This is a genomic window from Streptomyces sp. NPDC047981 (assembly GCF_040653315.1).
Lineage (GTDB): Bacteria > Actinomycetota > Actinomycetes > Streptomycetales > Streptomycetaceae > Streptomyces.
The window spans coordinates 1-23,537 of sequence record NZ_JBEZNQ010000037.1 but is presented as its reverse complement, the minus strand read 5'-3'; the positions used below and the strand labels follow the sequence as shown (position 1 = coordinate 23,537).

General features: G+C 72.8%; 25 protein-coding genes and 1 pseudogene. 5 read left to right on the top strand and 21 right to left on the bottom strand.

Going from position 1 to position 23,537, the window contains the following annotated elements; genetic code table 11:
* Positions 1–86: 86 nt before the first annotated feature.
* Positions 87–1,385 carry an alpha/beta fold hydrolase gene (locus AB0E14_RS22335; protein ID WP_362420708.1) on the bottom strand — a complete coding sequence of 433 codons (1,299 nt, stop codon included), beginning with the start codon at positions 1,383–1,385 and terminating at the stop codon, positions 87–89.
* A 95-nt stretch (positions 1,386–1,480) separates the two neighbouring features.
* A complete protein-coding gene (locus AB0E14_RS22330) occupies positions 1,481–2,938 on the bottom strand; it encodes a cellulase family glycosylhydrolase (protein ID WP_362420705.1) in 1,458 nt (485 codons plus the stop codon).
* A gap of 153 nt (positions 2,939–3,091) precedes the next feature.
* Between AB0E14_RS22330 and AB0E14_RS22325 the strand changes: the two genes are divergently transcribed.
* Positions 3,092–4,255 (top strand): betaine/proline/choline family ABC transporter ATP-binding protein, encoded by a 1,164-nt coding sequence (locus AB0E14_RS22325; protein ID WP_362420702.1) that lies wholly within the window; start codon positions 3,092–3,094, stop codon positions 4,253–4,255.
* A gap of 10 nt (positions 4,256–4,265) precedes the next feature.
* Here the strand turns inward: AB0E14_RS22325 and AB0E14_RS22320 are convergent, their stop codons facing one another.
* Genes AB0E14_RS22320 through AB0E14_RS22310 form a run of 3 tightly spaced genes read right to left on the bottom strand, consistent with a single transcriptional unit; the run spans position 4,266 to position 6,567 of the window.
* A complete protein-coding gene (locus AB0E14_RS22320; protein WP_362420866.1) occupies positions 4,266–5,198 on the bottom strand; it encodes an ABC transporter substrate-binding protein in 933 nt (310 codons plus the stop codon).
* A 17-nt stretch (positions 5,199–5,215) separates the two neighbouring features.
* The gene (locus AB0E14_RS22315) at positions 5,216–5,890 is read right to left on the bottom strand and encodes an ABC transporter permease subunit (protein ID WP_362420699.1); all 675 of its coding nucleotides are present in this window, start codon (positions 5,888–5,890) and stop codon (positions 5,216–5,218) included.
* Positions 5,887–6,567 carry an ABC transporter permease gene (locus tag AB0E14_RS22310; protein ID WP_362420696.1) on the bottom strand — a complete coding sequence of 227 codons (681 nt, stop codon included), beginning with the start codon at positions 6,565–6,567 and terminating at the stop codon, positions 5,887–5,889. The genes AB0E14_RS22315 and AB0E14_RS22310 overlap by 4 nt, the downstream gene beginning before the upstream one ends.
* Positions 6,568–6,691: 124 nt before the next feature.
* Here AB0E14_RS22310 and AB0E14_RS22305 point away from each other — a divergent pair, with 124 nt between their 5' ends.
* Complete coding sequence (locus tag AB0E14_RS22305; protein WP_362420693.1) at positions 6,692–7,156, top strand: hypothetical protein; 465 nt, start codon at positions 6,692–6,694, stop codon at positions 7,154–7,156.
* 13 nt (positions 7,157–7,169) lie between these two features.
* Here the strand turns inward: AB0E14_RS22305 and AB0E14_RS22300 are convergent, their stop codons facing one another.
* The 13 genes from AB0E14_RS22300 to AB0E14_RS22240 form a co-directional block, all read right to left on the bottom strand.
* A complete protein-coding gene (locus AB0E14_RS22300) occupies positions 7,170–7,556 on the bottom strand; it encodes a VOC family protein (RefSeq protein WP_362420690.1) in 387 nt (128 codons plus the stop codon).
* A gap of 174 nt (positions 7,557–7,730) precedes the next feature.
* The gene (nadE, locus tag AB0E14_RS22295) at positions 7,731–8,561 is read right to left on the bottom strand and encodes an ammonia-dependent NAD(+) synthetase (RefSeq protein ID WP_362420687.1); all 831 of its coding nucleotides are present in this window, start codon (positions 8,559–8,561) and stop codon (positions 7,731–7,733) included.
* Positions 8,562–8,686: 125 nt separating this feature from the next.
* Positions 8,687–9,601 carry an amino acid ABC transporter permease gene (locus AB0E14_RS22290; RefSeq protein WP_362420683.1) on the bottom strand — a complete coding sequence of 305 codons (915 nt, stop codon included), beginning with the start codon at positions 9,599–9,601 and terminating at the stop codon, positions 8,687–8,689.
* Positions 9,598–10,263, bottom strand: a complete 666-nt coding sequence (locus tag AB0E14_RS22285) for an amino acid ABC transporter permease (protein ID WP_362420680.1) — start codon at positions 10,261–10,263, stop codon at positions 9,598–9,600. The genes AB0E14_RS22290 and AB0E14_RS22285 overlap by 4 nt, the downstream gene beginning before the upstream one ends.
* A gap of 10 nt (positions 10,264–10,273) precedes the next feature.
* Positions 10,274–11,116, bottom strand: a complete 843-nt coding sequence (locus tag AB0E14_RS22280; protein ID WP_362420677.1) for a glutamate ABC transporter substrate-binding protein — start codon at positions 11,114–11,116, stop codon at positions 10,274–10,276.
* 45 nt (positions 11,117–11,161) lie between these two features.
* A complete protein-coding gene (locus AB0E14_RS22275; RefSeq protein WP_362420674.1) occupies positions 11,162–11,902 on the bottom strand; it encodes an amino acid ABC transporter ATP-binding protein in 741 nt (246 codons plus the stop codon).
* Between the two features lie 112 nt (positions 11,903–12,014).
* Complete coding sequence (aroQ, locus tag AB0E14_RS22270; RefSeq protein ID WP_362420671.1) at positions 12,015–12,473, bottom strand: type II 3-dehydroquinate dehydratase; 459 nt, start codon at positions 12,471–12,473, stop codon at positions 12,015–12,017.
* A 32-nt stretch (positions 12,474–12,505) separates the two neighbouring features.
* Positions 12,506–13,651, bottom strand: a complete 1,146-nt coding sequence (gene pcaD, locus AB0E14_RS22265; protein WP_362420668.1) for a 3-oxoadipate enol-lactonase — start codon at positions 13,649–13,651, stop codon at positions 12,506–12,508.
* A complete protein-coding gene (pcaB, locus tag AB0E14_RS22260; protein ID WP_362420863.1) occupies positions 13,648–14,988 on the bottom strand; it encodes a 3-carboxy-cis,cis-muconate cycloisomerase in 1,341 nt (446 codons plus the stop codon). The genes pcaD and pcaB overlap by 4 nt, the downstream gene beginning before the upstream one ends.
* 11 nt (positions 14,989–14,999) lie before the next feature.
* The gene (pcaG, locus tag AB0E14_RS22255) at positions 15,000–15,569 is read right to left on the bottom strand and encodes a protocatechuate 3,4-dioxygenase subunit alpha (RefSeq protein ID WP_362420665.1); all 570 of its coding nucleotides are present in this window, start codon (positions 15,567–15,569) and stop codon (positions 15,000–15,002) included.
* 5 nt (positions 15,570–15,574) lie between these two features.
* Positions 15,575–16,345 carry a protocatechuate 3,4-dioxygenase subunit beta gene (gene pcaH / locus AB0E14_RS22250; RefSeq protein ID WP_362420662.1) on the bottom strand — a complete coding sequence of 257 codons (771 nt, stop codon included), beginning with the start codon at positions 16,343–16,345 and terminating at the stop codon, positions 15,575–15,577.
* A gap of 22 nt (positions 16,346–16,367) precedes the next feature.
* On the bottom strand, positions 16,368–17,045 hold the full coding sequence (locus AB0E14_RS22245) for a CoA transferase subunit B (RefSeq protein ID WP_362420659.1): 678 nt from the start codon (positions 17,043–17,045) through the stop codon (positions 16,368–16,370).
* Positions 17,042–17,794 carry a CoA transferase subunit A gene (locus AB0E14_RS22240; protein WP_362420656.1) on the bottom strand — a complete coding sequence of 251 codons (753 nt, stop codon included), beginning with the start codon at positions 17,792–17,794 and terminating at the stop codon, positions 17,042–17,044. The genes AB0E14_RS22245 and AB0E14_RS22240 overlap by 4 nt, the downstream gene beginning before the upstream one ends.
* 147 nt (positions 17,795–17,941) lie before the next feature.
* Between AB0E14_RS22240 and AB0E14_RS22235 the strand changes: the two genes are divergently transcribed.
* Entirely contained in the window at positions 17,942–18,400 is a 459-nt protein-coding gene (locus AB0E14_RS22235; protein ID WP_362420653.1) for a MarR family transcriptional regulator, read from the top strand.
* A 79-nt stretch (positions 18,401–18,479) separates the two neighbouring features.
* Positions 18,480–18,821: a hypothetical protein gene (locus AB0E14_RS22230; RefSeq protein WP_362420650.1), complete on the top strand. Its 342-nt coding sequence runs from the start codon at positions 18,480–18,482 to the stop codon at positions 18,819–18,821.
* Between the two features lie 22 nt (positions 18,822–18,843).
* Here AB0E14_RS22230 and AB0E14_RS22225 read toward each other — a convergent pair whose 3' ends face one another.
* Positions 18,844–20,538, bottom strand: coding sequence for an IclR family transcriptional regulator C-terminal domain-containing protein (locus AB0E14_RS22225; RefSeq protein ID WP_362420860.1), 1,695 nt, complete (start codon positions 20,536–20,538; stop codon positions 18,844–18,846).
* A 147-nt stretch (positions 20,539–20,685) separates the two neighbouring features.
* Between AB0E14_RS22225 and AB0E14_RS22220 the strand changes: the two genes are divergently transcribed.
* On the top strand, positions 20,686–21,876 hold the full coding sequence (locus AB0E14_RS22220; protein ID WP_362420647.1) for a 4-hydroxybenzoate 3-monooxygenase: 1,191 nt from the start codon (positions 20,686–20,688) through the stop codon (positions 21,874–21,876).
* A gap of 15 nt (positions 21,877–21,891) precedes the next feature.
* Here AB0E14_RS22220 and opcA read toward each other — a convergent pair whose 3' ends face one another.
* Both opcA and AB0E14_RS22210 read right to left on the bottom strand, forming a co-directional pair.
* Positions 21,892–22,815 carry a glucose-6-phosphate dehydrogenase assembly protein OpcA gene (gene opcA / locus AB0E14_RS22215; RefSeq protein WP_362420644.1) on the bottom strand — a complete coding sequence of 308 codons (924 nt, stop codon included), beginning with the start codon at positions 22,813–22,815 and terminating at the stop codon, positions 21,892–21,894.
* Positions 22,816–22,871: 56 nt separating this feature from the next.
* Positions 22,872–23,537 (bottom strand): annotated as a pseudogene (locus tag AB0E14_RS22210) (MFS transporter); the annotation flags it as partial.

Genomic DNA, 23,537 nt, shown 5'->3' with positions numbered 1-23,537 from the left:
GGAGTTCTACCGGCCGCGCCCCGGCGGCACCATGCGCAATCAGGCCGCACTGCTTGGACTTTTCGGCACGGGGCGCGGCCGGACGGTCAGTACTCGCCCCGGGCGAGCGACAGCAGCCGGTCCAGGACGCGCGGGCCGCCGGCCCGTACGCCGTCGTGCTCGAACTCGTCCGTCACCCAGGTCCGCAGGCCCCGGATCGCGCGCGCGGTCTCCAGGGAGTGGGTCGTGTCGACGTACATGTCGTCGTGGTAGACGGCGGCGGCGACGGGCACCTCGTTGGCCGCGAGCCGGGCGGGGTCGTAGAGGGGAGCCCAGTCCGTCCGCTCGGCGAGCAGGCGGGCGGTCTCGCGCAGCGGGCGCAGTGCCGGGTCGGTCTCGAAGTGCCAGGGGTGCACGGTCTCCCCGGTGAACAGCAGCGGCCCGTCGCCCGCCAGGGTCTTCTCCGCGTCGAACTCGGGAAACTCCGCGCGGACCCGTTCCGCGGCCCAGGCGGTCGGCCCCTGCCCCTGGGCGTAGATGGCCTCGTGGAGCACGGCGTAGAGCGGGTGCCCGGCGTACGAGAGCTGGGCCTGGACGTTCTCCAGGAAGTCGTCGGAGAGCGCGGGGCCCGCGGCGGTGGGGACGAAGGCCTCCTCCAGGAGCAGGTGGAGCTGGTGGGTGCCCTCGCCGCCGCCGAGCAGGATGCCGAGGGACTGGAAGGCGCGGGCGGTGAGGAGCCCGCCGTTCGGCAGGGCCGCGGGGCGCTCCAGAAGGTGGGCGGCGATCCGGCGGGCGCGGGCGACGTCCTGCGGGTAGCGGGCGTAGTGGGCCTCGACCTTGCGCCGGATCCGGGGGTAGGCGGCCCGGTAGACGTCCTCGGCGCCCGCGTGCAGGGAGGGCAGCCCGCCGGTGACGAGCGCGGTGCTCAGTCCCTCGGGGGCGGCGGAGAGGTAGTGGGTGACACAGAAGCCGCCGAAGCTCTGGCCGAGGACGGTCCAGGGGGCGCCGCCGGTCAAGCGCTTCCGGATGGACTCGCAGTCCTGGACGATCGCGTCGGCGCGGAAGTGCGCGAGGTAGTCGGCCTGCTGCCGGGGGGTGCCGCGCAGTGGCAGGGTCTGGCGGTTGGCGGGGGTGGAGTGGCCGGTGCCGCGCTGGTCGAGGAGGAGGACGCGGTACTCCTGGACGGCCCGGCCGAGCCACGCCTGCGGGCCGATGAAGCGGCGGGCCCCGAAGCCGGGCCCGCCCTCCAGGTACACCAGCCACGGCAGGTCCTCGCCCGCCCGGCCACCCGCGACGACCTCGCGGCCGTACACCTCGATCCGTTCGCCGTCGGGGACGGCGTGGTCGAGCGGGACGGTGAACCGGTGGTCGGTGAGGACGAGGCCGGGCTGGCGGTAGCTGGTCAACGCTGCTCCTGTTCGATGCGCCCCCGCCCGTCCAGTCCATCACAGGGAGCCGTGCGGGGGCGCATCGAGGGCCGGGCGGCCCTCCAGGGGGTCGGTCAGGAGGTCGGGAAGCTGTCCGCGGACCTGATCCGGTCCCGGATCCAGACGCCGGCCTCCTTCAGGGACGACGTGCCGGTCCAGGGACCGTTGCTGTTGCAGGTGCCGGTCTTGAAGACGGCGCCCGAGCGGTGGTCGTCGGAGAAGTTCCAGTTGGTCCAGCTGATCTTCTTGCTCGCCATCAGGTCGATGTACTTCTGCGTCATCGCGAAGTCGTTGGCGCCCTCACCCGCGTAGTTCTGGGTGCCGAACTCGGTGACGAACATGGGGATCCGGTCGGCGGCCCGGGACAGGGTGGCGAGGTACTCGTCGCGGTGCGAGGAGGCGTAGAAGTGGAAGGTGTACATGATGTTGGAGGCGTTGACCTGGTTGTTCACGACCTCGGTCTCGTTGCCGCCCTCCGAGACGCCGAGGGAGGACCAGGCGCGGGTGCCGACCAGGACCGGGGCGTTGCCGTCGATGTTCCGGATGACCGGGATGATCTGCTCGGCGTAGCTCTTGATCGCGGACCAGCTCACGCCGCTGGGCTCGTTGGCGATCTCGTAGAAGATGTTGTTCTTGTCCTTATGCCGGCCCGCGATGTCCGTGAAGAACTTCTTCGCGTTGGCCAGGTTGGCGTTCGGGTCGCCCGGGTCGAGCATGTGCCAGTCGACGATCACGTACATGCCGCGCGCGGTGGCCTGGTCGATGAGGGTGCTGGCGAGGTTGGTGAACTTCGCGGGGTCGGTCTCCCAGCCGTCCTCCTGGACGTAGGTGGAGACGCGCAGGATGTCGGCCTTCCAGTCCGTGGCCAGGGCGTCGAGCGAGCCGTTGGTCAGGCACTGCGGGTACCACTGGGTGCCGTGGCTGGACATGCCGCGGAGCTGGATCGGCTTGCCGTACTGGTTGCAGAGCTTGGTGCCGCAGACCGACAGCTGGCCGTTGATCTCGACAGGGGTGCCGGTGACGGGCGGGGTGGTGGCGGTGTCGACCTTGAGGTGGTCGACGTTGGGGCCGCCGTTGGCGGTGGTGGCGGTGGCCCGGATGGTGTTGGCCCCGGCCTTGAGGTTCACCGTGACGGTCCTGGTGGCCCAGGTGGTCCAGGCGCCGGTGCCGGCGAAGGACGTGCCGGCGGCGGCGACGGTGCCGTTGACGGCGATGTCCATCGGCCGGTTGGTCGTGGTCCCGTTGGCGTAGCGGAAGGTCACGGTGGCGGAGCCCGCCTGGGCGGCGTCGACGTTCCACTGCACGGAGCTGCCGGCGACGTTGTCGTAGTTGACGAAGCCGGTGCCGGTGAAGCCGGTGTGGTTGGACTCGACGACGCCCTGGGAGACGGCGGCGGTCTCCGCCTCGTGGGTGACGGGGGCCGCGACCGCGGCGGTGGGCGCGGTGGCCAGGCCGATGAGGAGCGCGGCCGCGGCGGTGCCGGCGGCGCCCAGGGATCGCAGCCGGAGACGTGCTGATCGTGCCGATGTCATGGGGGGCTCCCGGACGGGGGTATTGGAAGGAAACTTTCCTAACGAAAGATGAATAGCAGCCGGGCGGACCGTCTCGCAAGGGTCATGACAAGTCCCCTCCCCTACTGGACCCCTCCCCGTGCGCCGGGCCCTCGCGGCTCCTAGCGTGGTTCCATGATCCGGTTCGAGCAGGTCGGCAAGGTGTATCCGGACGGCACGACGGCGGTCGACGGACTGAGCTTCGAGGTCGCCGAGGGCGAACTGGTCACCCTGGTCGGGCCGTCCGGCTGCGGCAAGACGACCACGATGATGATGGTCAACCGGCTCATCGAGCCGACCTCGGGCCGGATCCTGGTCGACGGGAAGGACATCGCCTCGGTCGATCCGGTCAAGCTCCGCAGGGGCATCGGCTACGTCATCCAGCAGGTCGGGCTCTTCCCGCACCGAACGATCCTGGACAACACCGCGACCGTGCCCGCCCTGATCGGCTGGAAGAAGGCCAGGGCCCGGGCCCGCGCCGCCGAACTGCTCGACCTGGTCGGCCTCGACCCGAAGACCTACGGCCCGCGCTACCCCTCCCAGCTCTCCGGCGGCCAGCGCCAGCGGGTCGGCGTGGCCCGCGCGCTCGCCGCCGACCCGCCCGTCCTGCTGATGGACGAGCCCTTCGGCGCGGTCGACCCCGTGGTGCGCGAGCGGCTGCAGAACGAGTTCCTGAACCTCCAGGCCACCGTGCGCAAGACCGTCCTCCTGGTGACCCACGACATCGAGGAGGCCGTCCGGATGGGCGACCGCATCGCCGTCTACGGGCAGGGCCGCATCGAGCAGTTCGACACCCCGGCGGCCGTGCTCGGCGCGCCCGCCACGCCGTACGTCGCGCAGTTCGTCGGCGCCGACCGGGGACTGAAACGGCTCTCGGTGACCACGATCGAGCCGGACGACCTGGAGCAGCCGCCGGTCGCCCGCCTCGACGAGTCGGCGTCCGACGCGGCCGCCCGGCTGCGCGCCGACGACGCCCGCTGGGCGGTCGTGCTCGGCGCCGACGGCGACCTGCACGGCTGGGTGGCGGCCGACGCCCTGGCGCTCGCCGGCCGGGAGGGCACGGTCGGCGATCTGGCCCGCCGCATGGAGGCCTGGGTGCCGGTGGGCGCCCCACTGAAGCACGCGTTCAGCGAGATGCTCCAGCACGACGCCGGCTGGGTCGCCGTCCTCGACGGGACGCGCTTCCTCGGCGTCCTCACCCCGGCCAAGCTCCACGAGGCGCTGCGCCGCTCGGTGGACGCGGACGCCCGGGGCGTGGCCCGGGACGAGGTGGAGTTCGACTCGGTCGCGGACGCGTGAGGCCGACGGGCTACTCCGCCCGGATCAGCCCCTTCTCCTGGAGGTAGTTCCGCGCGACGTCCTCGGGGAGCCGGCGCCAGCTGTCCACCTGCTCGTTCAGGGCGGCCAGGTCCGCCGTGGTCAGGACCGTGTTGAGGCGGTCGAGGGCCTCGGTCACGCCCTCGCTCCCCGCGCGGGAGTGGTTGACCACCGGGACGATGTGGTCGGCGTTCTGGAGGTCCTTGTCGTCGGCGAGCAGCACCAGGCCGAACTCGTCGAGCGTGCCGTCGGTGCTCGTGGTGAGGACCATCTGGTCCTGGCCGCTCTGCACCGCCTGCTTCGCCGGCGTGGTGCCGACGCCCTTCGGGTCGACGTGCGTGATGTCGATCCCGTACGTCTCCCGCAGCCCCGGGGCGCAGTACGGCCGCTGGACGCACTCGTCGCCCGCGGCGAGCCGGACGGGCAGTTTCGCCGCGCCGAGGTCGCTCAGCGTCTTGAGCCCGTGCTCGGCGGCGTACCCGCGCGTGACGGCGAAGGCGTTCTGGTCGACGGCCCTGCCCGGGTCGAGGACGGTCAGCCCCCGGGGTGCGGCCAGCCCGCGCAGCGCGGTCATCGTGGTGGTCAGGTCGGGCGAGCCGACGGTCGGCGCGTCCGGCCCGTTGGCCTTGGCGTTCAGCCAGTCCGCGAAGGTGGCCGCGTACTCCGGCACGACGTCGATCTGGCCGTTCTCCAGGGCCGGCTCGTAGATCTCCCGGTTGGTGACCGCGAGGATCTTCGTGCTGTAGCCGGCCTCTTCGAGGAGCAACGCGTACATCTGGGCCAGCAGGTCGCTCTCGGTGAACCCGGCCGAGCCGATGGTGAGATGGCGGCTGTCGCCGGGTGAGCCGGTGACCTCGCCCTGGTTCTCCAGGGAGGGTCCCGTCGCGCAGCCCGCGAGGGCGAGCAGGGCGAGTACCGCCGTCACCGCCGCTCGCCGCGCCCTCACCCCGCGCTCCCCCGCGCCCAAGCGGGGCCGAGCCGTTGGGCGCCCTCGAAGAGGCCCTCGACGATCAGCGCGAAGACGGCGACGAGCACCGCGCCCGCGACGACCTGCGGAGTGGAGGCGAGGTTGAACCCGGCGGTGATGATCCGGCCGAGGCCCCCGCCCCCGGCGAGCGCCGCGACGGTCGCGGTGGCCACGAGCTGCACGGCGGCGATCCGGACCCCGGTGAGGATCAGCGGCAGCGCGAGCGGCAGCTCCACCCCGAGGAGCAGCTGCCGGCCCGTCATCCCCATGCCGCGCGAGGCCCGGACGACATCGGCGTCGACCTCGCGCATCCCCACGTACGCGTTGGTGAGCAGCGGCGGGATGGCGAAGAGGACGAGCGCGATGATCGTCGGCCAGTCCCCGTACGTGCCGATCGGGCTGAGCAGCAGCAGGACGAGGACGGCGAAGGTGGGCACGGCGCGACCGACGTTGGAGAGGTTGACGGCGAGCGCCCCGCCCTTGCCGAGGTGTCCGAGGACGAGCGCCACCGGGAGCGCGACCGCGCAGCTCAGCGCCAGGCAGACGACCGTCAGGTAGAGGTGCTGGGCGAGGCGGTGCCAGACCCCGTTGTCGCCGGACCAGTTGGCGCCGGTGGTGAGCCAGTCCCAGGTCGCGGGGAGCGTGTTCACGCGGCCTGCCTCCGGGTCCAGGGGGTGAGCAGCCGCTGCAGGCCGAGCAGGAGCAGATCGGCGGCGACGGCGATGATCACGCAGAGGACGGAGGCCGTGAGGACCTGCGCCTTGAAGTAGCTGTTCATCCCGGAGTAGATGAGGTTGCCGAGACCGCCGTGTCCGACGATCGCGCCGATGGTGACCAGGGAGACGGCGGAGACGGTGGCGATGCGCAGCCCCGCCATCGCGGCGGGGAGCGCGAGCGGCAGTTCGACGGTGAGCAGCAGCCGGACGGGGCCGTAGCCGAGGCCGCGCGCGGCCTGCCGGGTCTCCTCGGGGACGGCGCGGAGACCGGCCAGGATGTTCCGCACGAGCAGGGTGAGCGAGTACAGCACGAGCCCCGCGATCACGATCGAGGCACTGAGTCCGTAGACCGGCAGGAGCAGCGAGAACATCGCGAGGGACGGGATCGTGTAGAGGATCGTGGTGATCCCGAGGACCGGTCCCGCGGCCCAGCGCCAGCGGCGGGCGGCGACGGCGAGCGGGACGGCGAGGAGCAGCCCGAGGACGACCGAGACGACGGTCAGCTCCAGGTGCTGGAGGACGGAGTCGCCGAGGATCTCGCTCCGCGAGGAGAGGTAGTCGCCGCAGATCCACTCGTTGCGCGCGAGGCAGTCGTCGGGAGGCGCGGTCATCCCCCCATTGCAGGTCCCGGCCCCGCGCGGCGCACGCCGGACCGGTCCGTTCGGGGTCCGCACCCAGGCGGCATGGCGCCACGCCACCCTTGCGATGGCGCCACGATGATGCCACTATGGCGCCATGGATCTGATGCCGTACGTCGAGAACCTCCGCCACGAACTCGCCGTCGCCGCCGCCACCGGCGGGGAGGAGGCCGGTGCGCTCGCCGAGCGGCTCGCCGCGCCCTTGGAGTCGGCGGCGCGGCTCACCCTGCTCGACGCGCTCTGCGCCGCCATGGACGAGGTCACCGGCGAGCTGGCGCCCGGCTCCGTCGACGTACGGCTGCGGGGGAACGACCCGGAGTTCGTCGTGACCCCGCCGCCCTTCGCGCCCTCCGTCGCACGGAAGCCCGCGCCGGCCCAGGCGTCGGCCCCGGTGTCGGCAGCGGCAGCGGCACCGCTCCCGGCCGACGGGGACGACGCAGCCACCGCACGCGTCAACTTCAGGCTGCCGGCCCGCCTGAAGTCCCGGGCCGAGGAGGCCGCCGGGCAGGAGGGCCTCTCCGTCAACGCCTGGCTCGTACGGGCCGTCGCCACGGCGCTCTGAGAACGCCCGGGCACTACTCCTGGAGGACGGAGAGCACGTTGCCCGCCGGGTCGGTGAACCAGGCGATGGCGGGCCCGCCCCGCGGGGTCCTCACGATGCCCTTGGCGTCGTGCTCGAAGTCCGGGTACTGCTCGAAGGAGACGCCCCGCTTCGCCAGCTCGTCGACGGCGGCCTCGATGTCGTCCACGGGGAAGTTCAGGATCGTGAAGGACGCCGGCGTGTGATTGTCCTTCGGGTAGACGAAGACGTTCGCTCCGCTGCCCAGCTTGATCGTCAGCATCCGCATCTCCGCGTCTCCGGTGTCCTCCACCGAGAGCCCGAGGGTGTCGCCGTAGAACTGCCGGGCCCGGTCGAGATCGTCGACCGAGAAGCCGCTGAACGCCTTCGACTGTCCGAACATGCCGTTGTCTCCTTCAGGTGTGCCGCTCGGGACTTCCGAGGACACACCCAGCGGACCACCGTCCGGACGCGTGGCACGCGGGCTCGCGTCCGGATGGTCTCCGCCCGTCACCCTCAGGGACTCAGGGACTCAGCTCAGGCACTCAGGCACTCAGGCACTCAGGCACTCGGGCACTCAGGGAGCGATCGGCAGCCGGCGCTTGTGGTCGGTGAGCCGGTAGCGGCGGACGATCGCGTCGAACGCGGCCTCCCCGACCGGCTTGCCCTCCAGGAAGTCGTCGATCTCGTCGTACGTGACGCCCAGCGCGTCCTCGTCGGGCTTGCCCGGGTCGAGGGTCTCCAGGTCGGCCGTCGGGGTCTTCCAGACCAGCTCGGCCGGGGCGCCGAGGGCCTCGGCGCAGGCCCGCACGCGGCGCTTGGTCAGGCCGGTCAGCGGGACGACGTCGGCGGCGCCGTCACCGTACTTGGTGAAGAAGCCGGAGACCGCCTCCGCCGCGTGGTCGGTGCCGACGACCAGGCCGTCATGGGCGCCCGCGACCGCGTACTGCGCGATCATGCGCTGCCGGGCCTTGATGTTGCCCTGCACGAAGTCCTGGTGGTGCGCGTCCCGGAAGGTCACCCCGCCCGCCAGACCGGCTTCGAGGGCGGCGTCGCTCGACGCCTTCACGTCCACGGTCAGGACCCGGTCGGCGGCGATGAACCCCAGGGCGAGCTGGGCGTCCTTCTCGTCGGCCTGTACGCCGTAGGGCAGCCGCATGGCATAGAAGGTGGCGTCGTGGCCCGCCGCCCGCGCCCGCTCCACGGCGAGCTGACAGAGCCGGCCCGCGGTGGTGGAGTCCACGCCGCCGCTGATCCCGAGGACCAGGCTGCGCAGCCCCGTGGAAGTGAGGCGCTCGGTGAGGAAGGCGACCCGGCGTTCGATCTCGACCATCGGATCGAAGGTCGAGGACACCTCGAGTTCCTCGGCGATCTGCTGCTGCAGGGCGGTGGACGCCGCGTCGGTCACGTCAAGCTCCTCGGGTGGTCGGCGGTACGGAAAAGCCAGGTCGACTCTATGCGGCCGGTGCCCACAGACCGAAACGCGGCCGCCGCCCCCGGGCCCGCCTCCGCCCCGGCTTCGTGGGACGGCGCTCACTTCTCCGGGCCGGTCGGACCCATGTGCTCGCCGGGGCGGTTCAGCTCCTCCACGGCGTCGACGCCGACGACGGCGCCCGTCGACTTCCTGGCCCGCCGCAGCCTGCGCTCCAGCCAGGCGGCGAAGGTGGTGAGCGCGAAGTTGAGGATGACGAAGATGACGGCGACGACGGTGAAGCTCGCGATGGTGTTGGCCCCGTAGTTCGCGCTCATCGGGCGGACCGAGGCGAGGAGCTCGGAGAAGCCGAGCATCGCGCCGCCGAGCGCGGTGTCCTTGACGATCACGACGAGCTGGCTGACCAGCGCGGGGAGCATCGCGGTGACCGCCTGCGGCAGCAGGACGGACGTCATGATCTGGCCCTTGCGCATGCCGATCGCCTTCGCGGCGTCGGTCTGGCCGCTGGGCAGCGAGAGGATGCCTGCCCTGACCACCTCGGCGAGGACCGAGGCGTTGTAGAGGACGAGTCCGGTGACGACCGCGTACAGCGGCCGGTTCTCCGGGCTGACGTCGGTGAACTCGGCGTACGCGGCGTTGGCGAAGAGCATCAGGATGAGGACGGGGATCGCGCGGAAGAACTCCACCACCGTCCCCGCGACGCCCCGCGTCCAGCGGTGCTCGGAGAGCCGGGCGATGCCGAGGAGCGCGCCGAGGGGCAGCGCGATGACCATGGAGAGCGCCGCCGCGATCAGGGTGTTCTCCAGCGCCGGGAGGATGTACGTCGTCCAGACCCGGGAGTCCGTGACGAAGGGCTCCCACTTGTCGGCCTCCAGCTGGTCCTTGTCGGCGAGGCTCGCGAGGACCCACCAGATCAGCGCGGCGACGGCGAGCAGGAAGAGCAGCGTGTAGAGCAGGTTCCGGCGCTTCGCGCGCGGTCCCGGGACGTCGTACAGGACGGTGGGGCGCTCCTTCATCGCTTCACCGCCACCTTCTTGGCCAGCCAGCCGAGGAAGAGGCCGGTGGGGAGCGTGAGACAGATGAAGCCGACGGCGAAGATCACCGAGATGAGGATCAGCTGGGCCTCGTTCTCGATCATCTCCCGCATCAGCAGGGCCGCCTCGGCGACGCCGATGGCGGCGGCGACGGTGGTGTTCTTGGTGAGCGCGATCAGGACGTTGGCCAGCGGGCCCACCACGGAGCGGAAGGCCTGCGGGAGCACGATGAGGCGCAGGACCTGGGGGAAGTTGAGCCCGATCGCGCGGGCCGCCTCGACCTGGCCGAGGGGCACGGTGTTGATGCCCGAGCGCAGCGCCTCGCAGACGAAGGCGGAGGTGTAGGCGATCAGTCCGAGGACGGCGAGCCGGAAGTTGATCGTGGTGAAGTCCTTGGCGCCCATGTTCACGCCGAGGGTCTGGAACAGGCCGAGCGAGGTGAAGACGATGATGACGGTCAGCGGGATGTTGCGGACGACGTTGACGTAGACGGTGCCGAAGCCCCGCATCAGGGGGACGGGGCTGACGCGCATGGCGGCCAGCAGCGTCCCCCAGATCAGGGAGCCGATCGCGGAGTAGACGGTCAGCTGCACCGTCACCCAGAACGCTCCCAGCAGGTCGTAGCCTTCGAGGAAGTCGAACACGGCGGCCCACTCACTTCACGACGACGCCGATCTCCGGTGCGGGTTCGTTCTGGTACTCGGCCGGACCGAAGTTCTCCTTGACGGCCGCGTCCCAGGATCCGTCGGCGACCATCTGCTCCAGGGCGTCGTTGATCTGCTGCTTCAGTTCGCTGCCCTTCTGTACGCCGATGCCGTAGTTCTCGTTGCTCATCTCGAAGCCGCCGAGCTTGAACTTGCCTTCGAACTCGGGTTGCGAGGCGTAGCCGGCGAGGATCGAGTCGTCGGTGGTCAGGGCGTCGATGACGCCGTTCTCCAGACCGGTCAGGCACTCCGAGTAGCCGCCGTACTCCTGGAGCTGGGCCTGCGGAGCGATCTTGGTCTTGACGTTCTGCGCGGACGTGGAGCCGGTGACCGAGCAGAGCTTCTTGTTGTTGAGGTCCTCGGGTTTGGTGATCGAGTTGTCGTCCGCGCGGATCAGCACGTCCTGGTGGGCCAGGAGGTACGGTCCGGCGAAGTCGACCTTCTCCGCCCGCTCGTCGTTGATCGAGTACGAGGCCGCGATGAAGTCGACGTCGCCGCGCTGCAGCAGCGTCTCCCGGTCGGCGCTCTTGGCCTCCTTCCACTCGATGTCGGCGGGGTCGTAGCCGAGCTTCTCGGCCACGTAGGTCGCCACGTCGACGTCGAATCCGGTGTACGTGCCGTCCGGCGTCTTCAGGCCGACACCGGGCTGGTCGAACTTGATGCCGACGGTGATCTTCTCGTCACCGCCGCCGGATCCGTTGCCCCCGTCGTCGCCGCAGGCGGCCAGGGAGAAGGAGAGGGCGAGCGCGGCGGCCGCGGCGACGCCGGCCTTGGTGAGCTTGCGAGGGTTCATGGGGTCACCCCTGGGGCTGCTGGGCGGTCGTGGGGGCCGCCGCGGTCAGTGGTGCAGGATCTTCGAGAGGAAGTCCTTGGCGCGGTCGCTGCTGGGGTTGCTGAAGAACTGCTCGGGGGTCGTCTCCTCTACGATCCGGCCGTCCGCCATGAAGACCACGCGGTTGGCGGCGGAGCGGGCGAATCCCATCTCGTGGGTCACGACGACCATGGTCATGCCGTCGCGGGCGAGCTGCTGCATGACCTCCAGGACCTCGTTGATCATCTCGGGGTCGAGGGCGGAGGTCGGCTCGTCGAAGAGCATCACCTTCGGGTCCATGGCCAGCGCCCGGGCGATGGCCACGCGCTGCTGCTGGCCGCCGGAGAGCTGGGCGGGGTACTTGTCCGCCTGGGTCGCCACCCCGACCCGGTCGAGCAGCTGCCGGGCCCGCTCCTCGGCGGTCTTCTTGTCCTTCTTGCGGACCTTGATCTGGCCGAGGGTGACGTTCTCGAGCACCGTCTTGTGCGCGAAGAGGTTGAAGGACTGGAACACCATGCCGACGTCGGCGCGGAGCGCGGCCAGCTCGCGGCCCTCGGCGGGCAGCGGCTTGCCGTCGATGACGATCTCGCCGGAGTCGATGGTCTCCAGCCGGTTGATCGCGCGGCAGAGCGTCGACTTCCCGCCGCCGGACGGGCCGATCACGACGACGACCTCGCCCCGGCCGACGGTCAGGTCGATCGACTGAAGCACATGGAGCGCACCGAAGTGCTTGTCGACGTTCTTCAGCACGACGAGCGCGTCGGGCATGGCAGCCTCCTGTCGCCGCCCCGCGGCACCCTCCTCACGTTCATGCTCCGCCCTCGGCCGATCCCGCGCACGCCGGACGCCCCGCGCGGGGGCATCGGGGCGGGTCGTTCCGTCATGGGCGTGCCGTGGTGATCAGCCGGGCGAGGTGGGTCAGGGCGAGGGCGTAGCCGTGCGCGCCCGCGCCGCAGATCACCGTGTCGGCGACGCCGGAGACGTAGCTGTGGTGCCGGAACTCCTCGCGCTTGTGGATGTTCGACAGGTGCACCTCGACGACGGGCAGTCCGACGGCGGCGAGGGCGTCACGCAGCGCCACCGAGGTGTGGCTGTAGCCGGCGGGGTTGATGACGATGCCCCGGTGGGCGGTACGGGCCTCCTGCACGGCGTCGATGAGGACGCCCTCGTGGTTGGACTGGCGGAAGTCGACACGGAGGCCGAGCGGGTCGCCGGTCGCGTGGCAGAGCCGCTCGATGGTGTCCAGCGTGTCCGTGCCGTAGATCGCGGGCTCGCGCAGGCCCAGGAGGTTCAGGTTGGGCCCGTTGAGGACGAGGACGGGGGTGGACGACGTTTCCATGACACGGCTCCTCTGCGTACGGACTGGAGCGCTCAGTACACCGGATCCGCGAGGACGCGCTGCGCAACGGCGAAGGCCGCGTTGGCCGCGGGGACGCCGCAGTAGACCGCGGTCTGGAGCAGGACGGCTCCGATCTCCTCGGGGGTGAGGCCGTTGCGGCGGGCCGCGCGGACGTGGATCGCCAGCTCGTCGAGGTGGCCGTGGGCCACCAGGGCGGTGAGGGTGATCATGCTCCGTTCGCGCCGGGACAGGGTGGGGTCGGTCCAGATCTCGCCCCAGGCGTAGCGGGAGATGAAGTCCTGGAACGGGGCCGTGAAGGCCGACTGGCCCGCCTGCGCGCGGTCCACATGGGCGTCGCCGAGGACCTCGCGGCGCACGGCCGTGCCCCGCCTCGCCGGGCCGCCCGCCGCGAGGTGGCCGCGGAGCGCGGCGAGCACGGCCTCGGGGCGTTCGGCCGGTGCCAGGTGCGAGGCGCCGGGGATCTCGGTGAGCGCGGCCCCCGGGATGGCGTCCGCGATCTCCCTGGCGTGGGCGGGCGGGGTCGCCGGGTCCTCGCGGCCGGCGAGGACGAGCGTGGGGGGGGTGTTCGTCGTGAGCCGGTCTCGCAGGTCGAAGGCGGCGAGCGCGTCGCAGCAGGCGGCGTACGCCTCGGGGTCGGCCCGGCGGTGGTCGGCCACGAGCGCCGGCACGGTGAAGCCCGGGGTGAACCAGCGGGCGTCCGCCCCGGCCGCCAGCGTGTCGAGCCCCTCGCGGCGCACGGTCGCGGCCCGCTCCCGCCAGGGCGCGGAGCCGCCGAAGTGGGCGGAGGAGCAGACGACGGCGAGCGATTCCAGCCGGTCGGGGTGGTGGGCGGCCAGGTGTAGACCGACCGCGCCGCCGAGCGAGACGCCGGCGTAGGAGAACCGGTCGGCGCCGAGCGCGTCGGCGAGGCCGAGGACGAGCCGGGCCAGGTCGTCGACGGTCGCCCCGGGGCCGATGAGGGAGGCCGGGGAGCCGCCGTGGCCGGGCAGGTCCCAGCGGACGACGCGGTGCGTGGCCGACAGTTCGGGCGCGACCGCGTCCCAGAGGGCGGTGGAGGTGCCGAGCGAGGGGCCGAGGACGAGGACGGGCGCGCCGGCCGGCCCTTCGACGCGGTGGTGCAGCACTTCGTACGGCGGTGGCGGGGTGGTGGCGGTCACGGTCGCTCCAGGGCGCGGTCGGTCAGGGCTCCGGCGGAGCCGGTGCAGCGGGTGGGGTCGGTCAAGGTGCTCAGGTCGAGCCCCTTCAACTCCTCTACCTCCGCTAGGAGTTCGCCCAGCGTCCGCGTCTCCGCGCGGACGCGCTGGGCGAGTTCGGTGAGGAGTTCCTTCGCGCGGGCGCGGCCGAGGAGGGGCGCGAGGGCGACGGACAGCCGTTCGGAGACGATCGACCCACCGGTCAGGTCGAGGTGGTGGCGCATCACGTCGGCGTGCACCCGGAGCCCCTCGGCCAGTTCGGCGGTGTCGCGGGCGGCGCCGCCGACGAGCCGCAGCAGCTCACGCAGCGGCTCCCACTCGGCGTGCCAGGCCCCTGCGGGCCGCTCGTCCTCGGCGACCAGCGAGCCGTACAGCGTGGCGGCGAGGTGCGGGGCGCGGCGGGCGGCCGCGGCGACGAGTGTGGCGCGCACCGGGTTCGCCTTGTGCGGCATGGCGGAGGAGCCGCCGCCGGCGCCTTCGGCGACCTCGCCGATCTCGGTGCGGGAGAGGGTGAGGACGTCCGCCGCTGTCTTGCCGAGCGCCCCTGCCGTGAAGGCGAGGGCGCCGGCCAGGTCGGCGATCGGCGTGCGCAGGCTGTGCCAGGGCAGGAGGGGCACGGCGAGGCCGGTCTCCCGGGCGTAGGCGGCGACGAGCCGTTCGGCGCTCCCGTCCGCCCCGTCGCCGTACGCCTCGAAGGCCGCCAGGGTCCCGGCCGCGCCGCCGAGTTGGGCGGGCAGGGAGTTGCGTACCGTACGGATCCGGTCGCGGGCGTCGAGGGCGAGCGCGCGCCAGCCGGCCGCCTTGAGGCCGAAGGTGGTGGGCACCGCGTGCTGGGTGAGGGTGCGGCCGGGCATGGCCGTGTCCCGGTGGGCGGCGGCCAGCGCGGCCAGGGCCCGGCCTGTGCGGTCGAGGTCGCCGAGGATCAGGTCGAGGGTGCGGCGCGCGACGAGCATCGCCGCGGTGTCCAGGATGTCCTGGCTCGTCGCGCCCCGGTGGACGTACTCCCGCCACTCCCCCGGCACGGCGGCCGTCAGGTCGGCGACGAGCGGGATCACGGGGTTGCCTCCGGCGCGGGCGCGCAGGGCGATGTCCCGCGCGTCGAAGCGGGCGGGGTCGGCCGCGCCCGTCACGGCGTCGGCGGCCGGGGCGGGCGCATGGCCGAGGGCGGCCTGGGCGCGGGTGAGGGCCGCCTCCGCGTCGAGCAGCGCCCTCAGGAACGCGCTGTCGCCGGTGGCGGCCTCGGCCGGTGAGCCCGCCCGGCCGGGGGCGAGGAGACCGACGTCGGTGGGGTCGGAGGTCACGCGATCGAGGTTCATGCGAACTCCAGGAAGACCGTCTCGCCCTCGCCCTGGAGCCGTATGTCGAAGCGGTACGTCCGGGGGGCGACCGGCCGCTCGTCGGGCCGGGCGAGCAGGGTGGCCCGGCGTGCGGCGGGCAGCGCGTCGAGCAGGGGGTCGGCGCCGTCCCGGAGGTAGGCGCGGGAGAAGAGGTGGTGGAGCAGCCCCCGGGCGAAGACGCAGACGCTGATGTACGGCAGGCCCGCGTTGCCGGGCGGCAGAGTGGCGAGCGCGTAGTGGCCGTCGGCGTCGGTGGGGACGCGCCCGAATCCGGTGAAGCCGGTGGTGGAGCGGCCGAGATGGCGGCCCGTGACGGGGTCGCGGCGCAGCGATCCGGGCGCACCCGTGCGGGATCCGTCGGGGGCGGCCTGCCAGAAGTCGAGGAGCGCGTCGGGGACCGGGGCCCCCTCGCCGTCGTACACGTGTCCGTGCAGCACGATCCGGTCCGGGTGGCCGTCGGGGGCCATCCGGTCGCCGTCGGGGAAGGGCAGGGCGTAGCCGTAGAAGGGGCCGACGGTGTGGGAGGGGGTGGGGAGCGGCGTCATGGCGGTCAGCGTCCTTCCTCGATCCAGGTGGCGGACGGTCCGTCGAGGACGATGTCCCAGGCGTAGCCGAGGGAGAGTTCGGGCCGGGACAGGGCGTGGTCGTAGCGGGCGACGAGCCGTTCACGGGCCGCCGGGTCGGTGACCGAGCGGAGGATCGGGTCGTGGGCGAAGAGCGGGTCGCCGGGGAAGTACATCTGGGTCACGAGCCGTTGGGCGAACGCGGTGCCGAAGACGGAGAAGTGGATGTGGGCCGGGCGCCAGGCGTTGGTGTGGTTGCGCCACGGATAGGCGCCCGGCTTGACGGTGGTGAAGGTGTAGCGGCCCTCGTCGTCGGTGAGGGTGCGGCCGACGCCGGTGAAGTTCGGGTCGAGCGGCGCCGGGTGCTGGTCGCGCAGATGGGCGTACCGCCCGGAGGCGTTGGCCTGCCACACCTCGATGAGCTGGCCGCGCACCGGGCGGCCGGCCCGGTCGAGGAGGCGGCCGGAGACGGTGATGCGTTCGCCCAGTGGCTCGCCCGCGTGCTGCCGGGTGAGGTCGTGGTCGATCTCGGTGATGTCGGTGGGTCCGAAGACGGGTCCGGAGAGTTCCACCGTCTCCGGGTCGCCGCCGTTCACGGCGACGAGCGGCTGGTGGGGGTGGCGCAGCAGCGAGCTGCGGTACGGGGCGTAGTCGCGGGCCGGGTGGCTGCGGGGCGCCGCGCCTTCGGCCAGTTCCTTGTCGTACGCGGCCTGCTGAAGGCCGATCTCGGTGTCGATGTCCGACTGTGTGAGGGCCATGGAGGGCTCCCGGTATGGGGGGTCAGTGGGCGGGGGCGTGGAGGGGCCGGGCCCCAGCGGCGAGGCGGAGCGGCGCCGCGGTCCGGGCGAGGACGTCGGCGGGTGTGACGCCGGGGGCGGTCTCGGTGAGCACGAGGCCGTCGTCGGTGACGTCGAGGACGCCGAGGTCGGTGACGATCCGGTCCACGCAGCCCCTGCCGGTCAGCGGCAGGGTGCACTCCTCGACGATCTTCGGGGTGCCGTCCTTGGCGGTGTGGGTCATGACGACGATGACGGTCCGGGCGCCGTGGACGAGGTCCATGGCTCCGCCGATGCCGGTGACGAGCTTGCCGGGAACGGCCCAGTTGGCGAGGTCGCCGCGGGCGGAGACCTGCATGGCGCCGAGCACGGCGACGTCGATGTGGCCGCCGCGGATCATCCCGAAGGAGAGCGCGGAGTCGAAGAAGGAGGCGCCGGGCAGGACGGTGACGGTCTCCTTGCCGGCGTTGATCAGGTCGGGGTCGACCTCGTCCTCGGTGGGGAACGGGCCGGTGCCGAGGATGCCGTTCTCGGATTCGAGGACCACCTCGACCCCTTCGGGGAGGTGGTTGGGGATCAGGGTGGGAAGTCCGATGCCCAGGTTGACGTACTGACCGTCCGTCAGCTCGCGCGCGGCGCGGGCGGCCATCTGTTCGCGGGTCCAGCCCGTCACCGGCTTCATCGCGTGGTCCTCTTCTCTATCCCCTTGTGCGCGGCCTGTTCGGGCGTGAGGGCCACGACCCGTTGGACGAAGACGCCCGGGAGGTGCACGGCGTCGGGGTCGAGTGCGCCGGGTTCGACCAGTTCCTCGACCTCGGCGACGGTGATCTTCCCGGCCATCGCGGCGAGGGGGTTGAAGTTGCGGGCCGCCTTGTTGAAGACCAGGTTCCCGTGGCGGTCGCCGCGCGCGGCGCGGACGAGGGCGAAGTCGGTGCGGATGCCGTGCTCCAGGACGTGGTCGCGGCCGTCGAACGCGCGCACCTCCTTGGGCGGCGAGGCGAGGGCGACGCCGCCGTGGCCGTCGTAGCGCCAGGGCAGTCCGCCGTCGGCGACCTGGGTGCCGACCCCGGCGGGTGTGTAGAAGGCCGGGATGCCGCAGCCCCCGGCGCGCAGCCGCTCGGCGAGCGTGCCCTGCGGGATCAGTTCGACCTCCAGCTCGCCGGCCAGGTACTGCCGGGCGAACTCCCTGTTGGCGCCGATGTACGAGCCGGTGACGCGCGCGATCCGCCCGGCGGCGAGCAGGACGGCGAGGCCGGAGTCCAGGGCGCCGCAGTTGTTCGACACGACCCGCAGGCCGCCGACGCCACGCCGGTGGACCGCGTCGATCAGGACGTTCGGCACCCCGCTGAGACCGAAGCCGCCCACGGCGAGCGACACCCCGTCCACGACATCGGCCACCGCCTCGGCGGCGCTCGGGACCACCTTGTCCATCGCGAGCCTCCCATTTAGTCAGTGCACTGAGTATCTGTTCGTGCCCGGCCGAGCGTCAAGAGCGCACCGAGACGTACCGGGGTGGCCGACGTGAGCGCGTATCGTTCCGTACACCGACGAATCCGTACCGATCACGGGAGGCCGACGATGACCGCGGTGGATCTGACCACCCATCCCGGGCACCTGGCCCGGCGGCTCCAGCAGGCGCACCACCTGCTCTGGACGACGATGGTCTCGGAGGAGATCACCTCCCCGCAGTTCGGCGTCCTCAACGCGCTGACCGCCGAACCAGGTCTCGACCAGCGGACCGTGGGCGAGCGGGTGGGCCTGGACCGCTCGACGATCGCCGAGGTCGTCGCCCGGCTCGGCCGCCGCGGCCTGATCGACAAGGTGCGCGATCCCGGGGACGGCAGGCGGTTCCTGCTGCGGCTCACGGAGGAGGGCCGCCGGACCCACCGTCGGTTGACCGTACGGACGGCGCGGATGAACCAGGTCTTCCTCGCCCCGCTCTCGGCCGAGGAGCAGACCCAGTTCATGAGCCTGCTCCTGCGGGTCTCGGACGCGGCGGAACGGCTGCGCGATCCGGCGGAGCCGCTCGCGTCCTGAGCGAGACGGCCGTGCGCCGGTCGACGGCGAGACGACTCCCCGCGGCCGTGGGCACAGGGTTCTGCGAGAGACTTCCGCCATGGCACACGATGACGCGGTAGCGGTGACGATGGCCTCTCTTTTCGACCCGGAGCCGGAGAGGTGGGGCCTGCGGGGCGACCCCCACGTCTGGCGGGCCCTTCGCGACCGGCTGTCCGGTACGGACGTACCGGCTTCGCCCGACGAGGCGGTCGCACTCCTGCGGACGGCGTTCAGCGGGCTCGTGGGGGTCGACCTCGCCCATGACCCGGCGTCGTCCGTGTACCGGGAGTCCTTCGCCCACGGCGGCATGTCCAGCGGCATGGTCTCGCTCGACACATGGCGGGAGAGCCTGATGCCTCTGCTCGCGTCGCGCGTGCGGGCGCTGACGACGCCCTCCTGATCGCAGCAGGTCCGCGGCGGTCTCAGACCTCCGGTACGTGCGCGAAGCGGCCCGCCGTGCGCAGGTCGTCCTCGATGCGGGCGGCCGCCGCGCGCAGCTCGGGCAGGACCTCGGCGACGCACTCCTCGGCGGTTCGGCGGCTGCTGTGCATGGCCACGTTCACGGCGGCGACGACGGCCCCCGTGCGGTCGCGCACGGGCACGGCGATCGAGCGGAGCCCCTGCTCCAGCTCCTCGTCCACGAGCGCGTACCCCTGCTCCCGCACCCGCTCCAGGACGGCGGCGAGTTCCGGGCCCGAGGTGACGGTGTGCGGAGTGAGGGCGCGCGGCTCCATGTCCGCGAGCAGGGCGGCGCGGGTCGCGGGCGGCAGGTCGGCGAGCATGACGCGGCCGAGCGAGGTGGCGTGCGCGGGGAAGCGGGTGCCGACGGTGATGTGGACGCTCATGATCCGGCGGGTGGCGACCCGGGCGGTGTAGCGGACGTCGTGTCCTGCGAGGACGGCGAGGGACGCCGAGTCGTGGACGCGCCGGGAGAGTTCGGCCAGGTGCGGCGCGGCGATCTGCGGGAGCGGCAGCCGGGAGAGGTACGGGAAGCCGAGCGCGAGCACCCTCGGGGTGAGCCGGAAGAGCCGCCCCTCGACGGCGACGTATCCGAGGTGCTCCAGGGTGATCAGCGCCCGGCGCGCGGTGGCCCGCGCGAGCCCGGTGGCCTCGGCGACGGCGCTCAGGGACAGCGCGGGCCGCCCCTCCCCGAAGGCGGTGAGCACGGTGAGCCCGCGGGCGAGCGACTCGACGAAGCCCCGCCCGAGCTCCTGCTTCGAGGTATGGGTCCAGTCGGCGAGGCCGACAGCGGGGCGGGGGGCCGGTGCTGCGACGGTCTCGCGCGCCAGCACCTCCTCCCACGCGGCCGTCGCGGCGCGCAGCCGCGGCAGGAGCGCCTCGCGGAGGGACTCGGCGGTGTGCCGGCTGGTGTGGCTGACCACGCTCGCCACGCAGGCGACGCTGCCGTCGGGGGCCCGTACGGGGACGGCGAGGGCGACCAGACCGGGTTCGATGAGCTGGTCGTCCAGGGCCCAGCCGCACTCGGCGGCCCGTGCCACGCGCGCGGCGAACGCCGCCTCGGCCGCCCGCTCGTCGGCGGGCTCCACGACGCCGGGCGCGGCGCCCGGCACGGCGGGGAAACCGGGGTCGCCCGCCTCGGCCGCCCGGCGCGCCCGGCGGCGCTCCCACTGCGCCGTGGTCCAGTCGGCGGCGAACAGCGCCCCCGGGGCGGTCCGTTCGGCGGGCAGCGGATCGCCGATCCGGAAGCTCAGGGACATCGCGCGCCGCCGGGTCGCCTGGTGGACGAAGCGGATGCCGTCGCCGTCGGCGACCGCGAGCGAGACGGACTCGTCCAGCTCGTCGGCGAGCGCGTCCACGCGGGCGCCGAGCAGACCGGGAACCCCGAGGGCGCCCAGATAGGCGTTGCCCAGCTCCATCAGTCGGGGGGCGAGGAAGACGTCGCGGGCGTCGAGGCGTACGTACCCCATGCGGGCGAGCGTGCCGGTGATGCGGTCGACGGTGGAGCGGGCGAGGCCGGTGGTGCGCTCCAGCTCGCTCAGGCTGAGGACCCCGTCGGCGTCGGTGAGCCGACGCAGCAGCATGAGCCCGCGCATCAGCGGTGCGACGGCCTCGGGCGGTGGCGGCGCGAAGTCCGTCGGCGCGGGATCCGTCGGCATGGCATCGGTCGGCACGGGATCGGTCGGCACGGGCCCTCCCTGAGAGGTCTCGCCGGCGGATCCGGCCGTTGACAGCCGGGAGCGGCGGGCGCACACTCACCCCACTCTGAGGTGAAGTTTTCTTCACTATACGAACATGGAGGCCAGATGCACACCACCGTCGGCATCGTCGGCGGCGGCCCCGCCGGGCTGCTGCTCGCCCGTCTGCTGCACCGCGCCGGTGTCGACAGCGTGGTCCTGGAGGCCCGCGACCGCGCCTATGTCGAGCGGCGGCAGCGCGCCGGGATCCTGGAGCAGGCCACGGTCGACGCGCTCCGCGCGGCCGGCGCCGGGGCGCGCCTGGACGCCGAGGGGATCCCCCACGACGGCATCGAGCTGCGCTTCGACGGCCAGGCGCACCGGATCGACTTCCCCTCGCTCACCGACGGCCGCCGGGTCTGGGTCTACGCGCAGACCGAGGTGGTGAAGGATCTGATCGCCCTTCAGCTCGCGGACGGCGGGACGCTGTCGTTCGGCGCGCAGGTGCGCGCAGTGGAGGGCGTCGACACGGACCGGCCGGTGATCCGGTATCTGCACGAGGGCCGCGAGCAGACCCTGACCTGCGACTACGTGGTGGGCTGCGACGGTTTCCACGGCGTCGCCCGCGCGGCCGTCCCGGCGGCCGAGCGGACGACGTACGAGCGGACGTACCCGTACTCCTGGCTCGGCGTCCTGGCCGAAGCGCCGCCCGTGTACGAGGAGTTGATCTACGCCCACTCCGACCGGGGCTTCGCCCTGGCCAGCATGCGCTCCCCCCACGTGAGCCGGCTCTACCTCCAGGTGGAGAACGGCGCCGACCCGGCCGCCTGGCCGGACGAGCGGATCTGGGACGAGCTCGACGCGCGCCTCGCGCTCCGGGACGCGCCCGGGTGGCGGCTGCGGCGCGGCCCGATCACGCAGAAGTCGGTGCTGCCGATGCGGAGTTCGGTGACCGAGCCGATGCGGTACGGCCGTCTCTTCCTCGCCGGGGACGCGGCGCACATCGTGCCGCCGACCGGCGCGAAGGGGCTGAACCTGGCCGCCGCCGATGCGATCGTCCTGGCACGCGCCTTCGCGCGGTGGGCGGCGAACGGCTCGACCGAACTGCTCGACGCGTACTCCGCCACGTGCCTGCGCCGGGTCTGGCGCGCCGAGCACTTCTCGTACGCCATGACGACGACGCTGCACAACGACCCCGCGCAGTCCGGTTTCGACACCCGGCTCCAGCTCTCGCAGCTGGCGCGGATCGCCGACTCCCCGCACGCGGCGGCCGAACTCGCCCAGAACTACGTGGGGTTGCCGCTCGACTCCCCCGCCTGATCAGGAGGGCTGCGGCTACGCCACGGCCGTCGGCACCGTCCGCAGCGCGGAGGCGTACACCTCGTCGGGGTCGAGCCTGCGCAGCTCCTCGGCGATCAGCTCGGCCGTCGTACGCACCTTCAGGGCGAGGACCCGGCTGGGCTGACCGGGGATGGAGAGCCGGGCGACCGGACCCTCGGGCCGGTCGATGCGGATCTCGCCGTCCGGTGTGCCGAGGCGCACGGCGGTGACCACCGGGCCGTCCGTGGTGACCCGTTCGACCGGGATCCGCAGCCGGTCCTCGAACCAGCGGGCCAGCAACTCGGCGCTCGGGTTGTCCGCCTCGCTCTCCACCGCGGCCGAGACGACCGTCGCGCGGGCCTGGTCGAGGGCGGCGGCGAGCATCGAGCGCCAGGGGGTCAGCCGGGTCCAGGCGAGGTCGGTGTCGCCGGGGGCGTACGAGGCGGCGCGGACGTCGAGCGCGGAGAGCGGGTCCTCGACGGCGTACGCGTCGGTGATCCGGCGCTGGGCGAGCGAGCCGAGCGGGTCCGTGGACGGCACCTCGGGCGCGTCGACCGGCCACCAGACGACGACGGGGGCGTCGGGGAGCAGCAGCGGGAGGACCACGGAGTCGGCGCGGGCGGAGAGTTCACCGTGCATCCGGAGCAGGACGGTCTCCCCCGAGCCGGCGTCGCTGCCGACGCGGACCTCCGCGTCGAGACGGGCCTCGTGGCGCCGCCGGGGCGAACGGTCGTGCCGCTTGATGACCACGAGCGTGCGGGACGGATGCTCGCGGGAGGCGTCGTTGGCGGCCTTCAGCGCGTCGTAGGCGTTCTCCTCGTCGGTCACGATGACCAGGGTGAGCACCATGCCGACGGCGGGGGTGCCGACGGCCCGGCGGCCTTCGACGATCGCCTTGTTGATCTTGCTGGATGTGGTGTCCGTGAGATCGATCTTCATGGCCCGCGCCCGTTCCCTCCGTCGCGCCGTGATCACCCTGGCCTGTCCCCACGAGCCTACGCGGGCGGCGGCGTTCCCGCCCCCGTCACCGGCGCCGCGGGCTCCCGCAGCGTGCGCAGCAGCAGCCAGCCGACGGCGGGCAGGGCGATCAGCGGGGCGAGGGCGGTCCGCAGGGAGGTCGCGTCGGCGAGCGCGCCGACGAACGGGGTCGCGATGCCGCCGACGCCGACGGCGAGGCCCAGGGTCACCCCGCTCGCCGTTCCGACCCGCCCGGGCAGGTAGTCCTGCCCGAGGGTGACGTGCAGGGAGAAGGGCACGTACAGTCCGGCCGAGGTGAGCGCGACGAAGACGTACAGGAGCGGTCCCGGCACGAGGACCACGCCGGTCACGGCGAGGACGCTCAGGGCGTAGGACCACCGCACGACGGTGGTCCGGGGGTGGCGGGCGGCCAGCTTCCCGCCGGCCACGGTGCCGAAGGCGCCGCCGAGGTAGAGCGTGAACAGGGCTGCCGTACCGGCGAGTTCACCGCCGCCCGTACGCTGGCGCGCGTACAGGGTGAGGAACGCGCTGAGGCCGACGAAGACGATCGAGCGGCAGACGACCGCCCCGGACAGCCGCGCGAACGAGGCCCAGTCGTCCCGCGGTACGGTCGTCACGGAGCCCTCGGCGGCCGCGTCGGCGGCCGGCGCGCGCATCGCCCGGAGGGCCGCCGCGCACAGGGC

Coding starts and splice junctions, on each gene's coding strand:
- AB0E14_RS22240 (WP_362420656.1), bottom strand. CDS start 17,794: ATGGACAAGGTGGTCCCGAGCGCCGCCGAGGCGGTGGCCGATGTCGTG.
- AB0E14_RS22305 (WP_362420693.1), top strand. CDS start 6,692: ATGGATCTGATGCCGTACGTCGAGAACCTCCGCCACGAACTCGCCGTC.
- AB0E14_RS22230 (WP_362420650.1), top strand. CDS start 18,480: ATGGCACACGATGACGCGGTAGCGGTGACGATGGCCTCTCTTTTCGAC.
- AB0E14_RS22300 (WP_362420690.1), bottom strand. CDS start 7,556: ATGTTCGGACAGTCGAAGGCGTTCAGCGGCTTCTCGGTCGACGATCTC.
- AB0E14_RS22290 (WP_362420683.1), bottom strand. CDS start 9,601: ATGAAGGAGCGCCCCACCGTCCTGTACGACGTCCCGGGACCGCGCGCG.
- opcA (WP_362420644.1), bottom strand. CDS start 22,815: ATGAAGATCGATCTCACGGACACCACATCCAGCAAGATCAACAAGGCG.
- AB0E14_RS22325 (WP_362420702.1), top strand. CDS start 3,092: ATGATCCGGTTCGAGCAGGTCGGCAAGGTGTATCCGGACGGCACGACG.
- AB0E14_RS22310 (WP_362420696.1), bottom strand. CDS start 6,567: ATGACCGCGCCTCCCGACGACTGCCTCGCGCGCAACGAGTGGATCTGC.
- AB0E14_RS22275 (WP_362420674.1), bottom strand. CDS start 11,902: ATGCCCGACGCGCTCGTCGTGCTGAAGAACGTCGACAAGCACTTCGGT.
- AB0E14_RS22330 (WP_362420705.1), bottom strand. CDS start 2,938: ATGACATCGGCACGATCAGCACGTCTCCGGCTGCGATCCCTGGGCGCC.
- aroQ (WP_362420671.1), bottom strand. CDS start 12,473: ATGGAAACGTCGTCCACCCCCGTCCTCGTCCTCAACGGGCCCAACCTG.
- pcaH (WP_362420662.1), bottom strand. CDS start 16,345: ATGGCCCTCACACAGTCGGACATCGACACCGAGATCGGCCTTCAGCAG.
- AB0E14_RS22280 (WP_362420677.1), bottom strand. CDS start 11,116: ATGAACCCTCGCAAGCTCACCAAGGCCGGCGTCGCCGCGGCCGCCGCG.
- AB0E14_RS22225 (WP_362420860.1), bottom strand. CDS start 20,538: ATGCCGACGGATCCCGCGCCGACGGACTTCGCGCCGCCACCGCCCGAG.
- AB0E14_RS22220 (WP_362420647.1), top strand. CDS start 20,686: ATGCACACCACCGTCGGCATCGTCGGCGGCGGCCCCGCCGGGCTGCTG.
- pcaG (WP_362420665.1), bottom strand. CDS start 15,569: ATGACGCCGCTCCCCACCCCCTCCCACACCGTCGGCCCCTTCTACGGC.
- AB0E14_RS22235 (WP_362420653.1), top strand. CDS start 17,942: ATGACCGCGGTGGATCTGACCACCCATCCCGGGCACCTGGCCCGGCGG.
- AB0E14_RS22245 (WP_362420659.1), bottom strand. CDS start 17,045: ATGAAGCCGGTGACGGGCTGGACCCGCGAACAGATGGCCGCCCGCGCC.